General features: G+C 42.1%; 6 protein-coding genes. 2 read left to right on the forward strand and 4 right to left on the reverse strand.

The window, feature by feature from the left end:
* Positions 1 to 52: 52 nt before the first annotated feature.
* Positions 53 to 922, forward strand: a complete 870-nt coding sequence (locus H6G26_RS14205) for a CPBP family glutamic-type intramembrane protease (RefSeq protein WP_190729869.1) — start codon at positions 53 to 55, stop codon at positions 920 to 922.
* Between the two features lie 329 nt (positions 923 to 1,251).
* Here H6G26_RS14205 and H6G26_RS14210 read toward each other — a convergent pair whose 3' ends face one another.
* The 4 genes from H6G26_RS14210 to H6G26_RS14225 form a co-directional block, all read right to left on the reverse strand.
* Positions 1,252 to 2,373 carry a geranylgeranyl reductase family protein gene (locus H6G26_RS14210; RefSeq protein ID WP_190729882.1) on the reverse strand — a complete coding sequence of 374 codons (1,122 nt, stop codon included), beginning with the start codon at positions 2,371 to 2,373 and terminating at the stop codon, positions 1,252 to 1,254.
* A 368-nt stretch (positions 2,374 to 2,741) separates the two neighbouring features.
* Positions 2,742 to 3,290, reverse strand: a complete 549-nt coding sequence (frr, locus tag H6G26_RS14215) for a ribosome recycling factor (RefSeq protein WP_190729870.1) — start codon at positions 3,288 to 3,290, stop codon at positions 2,742 to 2,744.
* Complete coding sequence (gene pyrH, locus H6G26_RS14220) at positions 3,277 to 4,005, reverse strand: UMP kinase (protein WP_094330554.1); 729 nt, start codon at positions 4,003 to 4,005, stop codon at positions 3,277 to 3,279. The genes frr and pyrH overlap by 14 nt, the downstream gene beginning before the upstream one ends.
* Before the next feature lie 71 nt (positions 4,006 to 4,076).
* Positions 4,077 to 4,631 (reverse strand): thioredoxin family protein, encoded by a 555-nt coding sequence (locus H6G26_RS14225; protein WP_190729871.1) that lies wholly within the window; start codon positions 4,629 to 4,631, stop codon positions 4,077 to 4,079.
* Between the two features lie 453 nt (positions 4,632 to 5,084).
* Between H6G26_RS14225 and H6G26_RS14230 the strand changes: the two genes are divergently transcribed.
* Positions 5,085 to 5,984, forward strand: coding sequence for an alpha/beta fold hydrolase (locus H6G26_RS14230; protein WP_190729872.1), 900 nt, complete (start codon positions 5,085 to 5,087; stop codon positions 5,982 to 5,984).
* Positions 5,985 to 6,454 lie beyond the last annotated feature (470 nt).

Below are 6,454 nucleotides of genomic sequence, written 5' to 3' on the forward strand. Positions count from 1 at the left end.
TTAGTAGAGTCTTGATTAATCAGCAAGAAATCTATAGTGCAAGAAGTCTATCGTGTTTTTTTTGTTTACTTTAATAACTTCCTTTGAACCTTCGCTCAACGCCTTACTGGCGTTTATGGAAAATGCACCAGCACTAATTATAGTGATGGTATTTTTTATTTTCTGGATAGTTTTCTGGTCACCAGTCGCAGTAATATCAGCAATATTGCTTAATTGGCGACCTCCTAAACCTTTGCAGCCAGGACAAAAGATGCCGTTATTAGTGTCACTTTACCTATTAGCTCCCCTGACTCTGTGGGGAGTTAGTTGGCTCACCAATAAATCTTTTTCGGATTACGGCTTTGTTGGCAATCTTTCAACTCTTGGTTCTTTAGGACTAGGTTTTGCTTTGGGAGTGGTGAGCCTAGCTATTGTATCTAGTGGGCAATTGGGGTTAGGTTGGTGTTCTTTTGAAAAAACGAATTTCAAGTTACTACTACCTATTTTGCTACCAATTTTTTTGATAGCGTTATTAGTCGGTGGGATAGAAGAGTTGATTTTTCGCGGTTTCCTGTTTACTGAATTAGAGCAGGACTATCCAGTTTGGATAGCAGCAGCAATTTCTAGCCTGATATTTGCCTTGCTACACCTGGTTTGGGAGCAACGCGAAACGGCACCCCAACTGCCTGGATTGTGGCTGATGGGAATGGTGCTGGTGTTGGCACGCTTTGCCGCGAACAGTAATTTGGGTTTAGCTTGGGGGCTACACGCGGGATGGGTATGGGCGATCGCCACCGTAGACACAGCAGAACTAATTACTTATACAGGTAAAGTCTCTGATTGGTTTACAGGTAAGAACAAAAAACCCCTTGCTGGCTTGGCGGGAATTATTTGTGTATTTGGAACTGGGGTGATTATCTGGCTTTTCTCTAGGTATTTTTAACTTCGCGTTAAGGTGCAACTTAACTTTAGAACAGAATACTGTTTGCATTGACTCAATTGAATATCACGTTAATGCAGTCGATAAGATTTTAGGAATTATATTGCAGACCTTTGAGAGTTCCTTGTCTAAAACCCTAGTTTAGCTAATTCGGGCAGAAGCCCCACGCCTGATCCGTAGGGGAGCGTGGGATGAATAACAGAAATGCTGATTAGATAGGCATAAATAAAGCAAAAATAGGGCAGGCATCTTGCCTGCATTACAAAAATTAATTATCTGTTGTGGGGTGGGTGTTTTGTCCGCTAGAGATTCGTTACCTAATCCCTAATTTCTTAACCACCAAAACCAGGAATTAAACGCTTGAGAGCGCGATCGGCAACGTCACCATAACGCAGTTCTCCACACAGAATTTTACCCATGATTTTGGCACCAGAGGGGCGCTTAACACCAACTTTGTAGCCAATGCTAGGAAAGCGATAGAATGCTCCACCTAATTTTTTCGCCCAAGCCATTTCAGTACCCCATTCTTCATTAATGGCTTCACTATATTTTTCTAAAGCGTTAATATCACCAGAAAGAGCTTCATTAATCGCTCCTGCTGCAATCAAACCGCTAAAAATTGACGGGCGAATGCCTTCTGCTGTCATAGGATCAACTACACAAGCAGCTTCCCCAGCCAAAACTGCATTTTGAGTATGCAACTTTTGATTGCCATCCCACAAGCTAAGGGGATAACCATACTGCTTGCTAGTTTTGATATCTACATTAAACGATCGCGCGTACTCATCTAAAATCTTCTTAAAGTCTTGAGGTTCGCCGCCGATAAATGTACCGACACCAATGGAATAACCGTCCGCTTTCGGGAAATTCCAGATGTAACCGTTTTTCACTAAGCCAAACTCGAAGTGAATTGTAGATTTATCCTTCACATTTGCGGAAACTTCTGCTTCTAAAGCTCCTGCTAAACGACGTTTACGTTCTTTGAAGCCGAGCCATTTTGCCATTGGCCCTTTAACACCATCAGCCGCAATTAAGTAGCGAGCTGTAACTGGCCCACTGGCTGTATTAACTTGCCAATAGTCACTTTTAAACTCAATACCCATTACTTCAGTATTATCTCGGAGTTCAGCCCCTTGCTTCTGTGCTTGCTGCACTATAAAATGGTCAAAGATATCTCGTCGCACCATCCAGACTGGTTCCTTGGTGGCGATTTTCGCTTCCACGGGGTCGCCTAATTTCCAGGTAAAGCGAAGGGAGTCGGCTTTTACAGAAATTGCTGGGCTAAAATCAAAGTCAAACCATTGAGCGATCGCTGGAGATACACCACCGCCACAAGGCTTATATCTTGGTAGGGATTCTTTTTCTAACACTAATATTGAGCGACCCTGCTTGGCTAAATGATATGCAGCTGTTCCACCAGCTGGGCCAGCGCCGACGATGATGCAGTCGTACATATGGCTGAATTTTTGCTCCTGAACTCGTTTATTTTCTATTGAGTAGAGGCAATTTGTCATAATTCGTAATTCGTAATTCGTAATTAAATATGGGTTGATATCCCCGTCACAAAACATAACTACGCTGGCGACACGAGAAAGCAAATCCGCTTACTCCAGAAGCTACGCGAAGCGTCTGTTTGCGGCAAGCTCCAGCGAACGTAGAAAGAAAGCGTCATTATGAATTACGAATTGTTTAAGAATTGCCCCTACTCTAATTATTTATGTCTACTTAGTTGCTTGATCAGTTTTTGTTAGATATTAAGAAATGATAAAGGCTGAAGAATTTATCCATGATCCTTCAGCCTTTATGCTTCAGACTTTAGACTTTAAACAGTCGTGATGTCTTTTTCTTTTTCTGCCAATAGTGCGTCTATTTTGGCAATATACTCGTTTGTCAATTTTTGCAAGTTGTCTTGTTGGTCTTTTGATTCATCTTTGGAGATTTCAGAGGCTTTCTCCTGCTTGCGAATTGAGTCTATGGCATCGCGGCGGATGTTGCGAATAGCAACACGACCCTCTTCAGCATATTTAGTAGCCATTTTGACGAATTCTTTTCGGCGATCGCTGGTCAAAGGCGGAATATTCAGCCGAATTACAGAACCATCGTTACTGGGGGTTAAACCCACATCTGAGAGGGAAATCGCCTTCTCAACGATGTTTAGGGAATTACGCTCGTAGGGCTGAATCAGAATTGTCGAGGCATCTGGCGTGCTAATATTTGCCAGTGATTTTAAGGGTGTAGGTGAACCGTAATAGTCCACTAATATCTTATCTAACAGACTCGCATTGGCGCGGCCAGTGCGAATCGTGTTAAAAGCTCGTTGAGTTGACTCAACAGAACTTTGCATTTTACTTTTCGCGTCAGCTAATATCACAAGAACCTCCCACAAGGGTACCGATGGATTCTCCCAAGACTGCTCGGTGGATGTTACCTCGCACCGTTAGGTCAAATACCAGAATTGGGATATTATTTTCTTTACACAAGGCGATCGCAGTACTATCCATCACCCGCAAATCTTTGGCTAAAACGTGCGCGTAGGTGAGGCTATTGTAACGCTTGGCGTTAGGATAAATGTGAGGATCTGCATCATATACTCCGTCTACTTTGGTGGCTTTAAAAATCACTTCAGCATCAATTTCTGCTGCTCTTAGTGCCGCAGTGGTATCTGTAGTGAAGAAGGGATTTCCAGAACCAGCACCAAAAATTACCACCCGCCCTTTTTCAAGATGACGGATGGCACGACGACGAATATATGGTTCTGCTAATTCTTGCATAGCGATCGCAGTTTGTACCCGCGTCTGTACCCCTATGTGTTCTAGCGAATCTTGCAGCGTCATGGCGTTCATTACCGTGGCAATCATCCCAATATAGTCAGCGGTTGCCCTATCCATCCCCGCCGAAGCTGCTTTGACGCCACGAAAAATATTGCCGCCGCCAACAACTATGGCGATTTGAGTGCCAGTGGCTATCACCTCTGCTAATTCTTGTGCTATTCCTTTGACCACTTCTGGATCAATGCCATAGCCCATGTTGCCCATTAAGGCTTCACCGCTCAGTTTGAGTAAAACCCGTCGGTAATTCGTTCCCATGAAGTTCCGCTTTATCAAAAAAGTTGCAATTGCCTCCAATTTAAGATAGCAGTTACAGGGACTATCTATGTCTAGTTACGCAAAATCAATGTAGTACCTATTGGTTCTGTTTGTGGTATGTCTATTTCTTGACCAAGAAACAGAGAAGCGATCGCAGTTCTCAAGTAATCCTCTCCCACTGATGATGAGTCTTGGGGATGATCGTCAATTTTACCTTTGTAGCGTACTATACCATTAGTATCTATTAAAAATGCCATTGGTGTTTTTGTAGCACCAAAACTGCGGGTGACATCTTGTGTCGAGTCCCACAAGTAAGGAAAGTTTAAATCATGATGTTGGGCAAAAGCTTTCATATTTTCAAAGCTTGGCTTAGTGTCGTGATTACCATCACTACCATTCATACCAATGAGTGTGAAGCCTTCTGGGGCAAATTCGGCTTGAATGTTTTTTAACCTGTCTATATAGCACTCTACATAAGGACAGTGGTTACACATAGAAATAACGCCGACTGCTCGGAACTTCTCAAGATAACGTCTGAGATGATGTACTTGACCATCAATTCCTGGTATTTCAAAATCGGGTGCATAGCTCCCAATGGGAGTATCGATTGTTTCTAGTAGATTCATGATTTCTGGCTCGCAGAACTAGGAACAAAAAAAATATTATTAAATTCAGCGTCAGTTTCCAGTTGCAAACCACCCCTTAGCCGATGCCTCATATTCGACAATGTTATAGACTCTCATTAGCGATCGTAAATTGTGAAACTACTGAATCTAGCACTAATGCTAATTCGCTCACATCTAAAAATAGCAAAAATATTACTTACATTTAGAGAAGTTATAATTCCTAATGCTAGACATAATCTAAGTTGTGAGTAAATTACCTCTATCAACAAGGCGAAAACTTTCTATGCTGGATACTAAAACTATCAGCCTAGAAGTTTTCGTGGTGTATGTCTAAGTTATCACTAGAGTAAAGGATTTTCTTTGAAAATCTGATAAATTTTATTCAAATTAAAAACAATTTTGTTTGTGCCTTGCGCCTGCAAGGCTTTTACCCTTGTATTAATCAAATTTCCCATGACAACCTCAAGTTCAAAAATAGCCCTCAACTCTACAAAAACCTGGATTTGGCAAGGTTTCCCTATCTGCTATCAAACCCAAGGAACTACTGGGCCAGTTGTTGTCCTCGTGCATGGATTTGGCGCTTCTTGGTGGCATTGGCAAAAAAATATTCCCGTATTAGCACAAAATTGTCGTGTTTATGCGATCGATTTGATTGGTTTTGGTGCTTCCGCAAAACCTAAACCTGGTGAAAAAATTGCCTACACACTAGAAACCTGGGGACAGCAGGTAGCAGATTTTTGCCGTGAAGTAGTGGGTGAGCCAGCTTTTTTAGTCGGAAATTCTATTGGCTGTATTGTAGCCATGCAAGCAGCAGTAAGCAACCCAGATATTGCCTTGGGAGTTGCATTACTCAACTGTTCTTTAAGGCTGTTGCACGATCGCAAACGGGTAACTTTACCTTGGACTCGTCGTTACGGAGCGCCTCTACTGCAACGCTTGTTATCTATCAAACCAGTTGGCGATTTCTTTTTCAATCAACTCGCCAAACCGAAAACAGTGCGGAAAATTCTGCTGCAAGCTTATGCGAATGCTGAGATGGTGACAGATGAGTTGGTAGATATTCTCACTTCACCAGCAAGTGATGTGGGGGCTGGGGCTGTGTTTCTTGCTTTTACTTCTTATTCTACAGGGCCTCTACCTGAAGACCTTTTGCCACTGCTACCGTGTCCGGCGATTATCTTGTGGGGAACGGCTGATCCGTGGGAACCAATTAAATTAGGGAGAGAATTAGCTAACTTTCCGCAAGTAGAAAAGTTTATTCCTTTAGAGGGAGTGGGGCATTGTCCGCAGGATGAAGCGCCGGAGTTAGTCAATCCGATTTTACTCGATTGGATTTTGGAGCGATCGCAGTAATAGACTCGGCTCAATTTTCTACGTAATGGGTGGTATTGAATATATTCAAAAAGATTTATTTTTCGTTGATTGAGCCGATACGAAAAATTTACTTTCTACCACTTTTTTTGTACGGATATGATTTCTTCGCTAATATTTCTACGGAAGTTCAGGAAGAAATTGAAGGAGGATCTATTGAGAGGATTATAGAAAAACTCAATACTATTAAGCCTTTTATTCAACCTGCTCCCTTACTTGCTAATAGATTTCCACTCTCCAAAGTAGGGGCCACGTCAGGGCGGCCGCATCTAAATTACTCTTGATCAAAACCAAAGTTGAACATCAACGATAAAATCAGCATTTACTGCTTAATTTACTTTTAGAGACTCAAAGCGATCGCTAAATATTTTCGCAATAAGAGGAGATTAATGATAAAAGTACAAGTTCTATTGAGAATAGACTAGTCTTGTTGACATGATGCGGCCGCCCTG

Source organism: Nostoc sp. FACHB-888, from assembly GCF_014696655.1.
Classification (GTDB): domain Bacteria; phylum Cyanobacteriota; class Cyanobacteriia; order Cyanobacteriales; family Nostocaceae; genus Nostoc.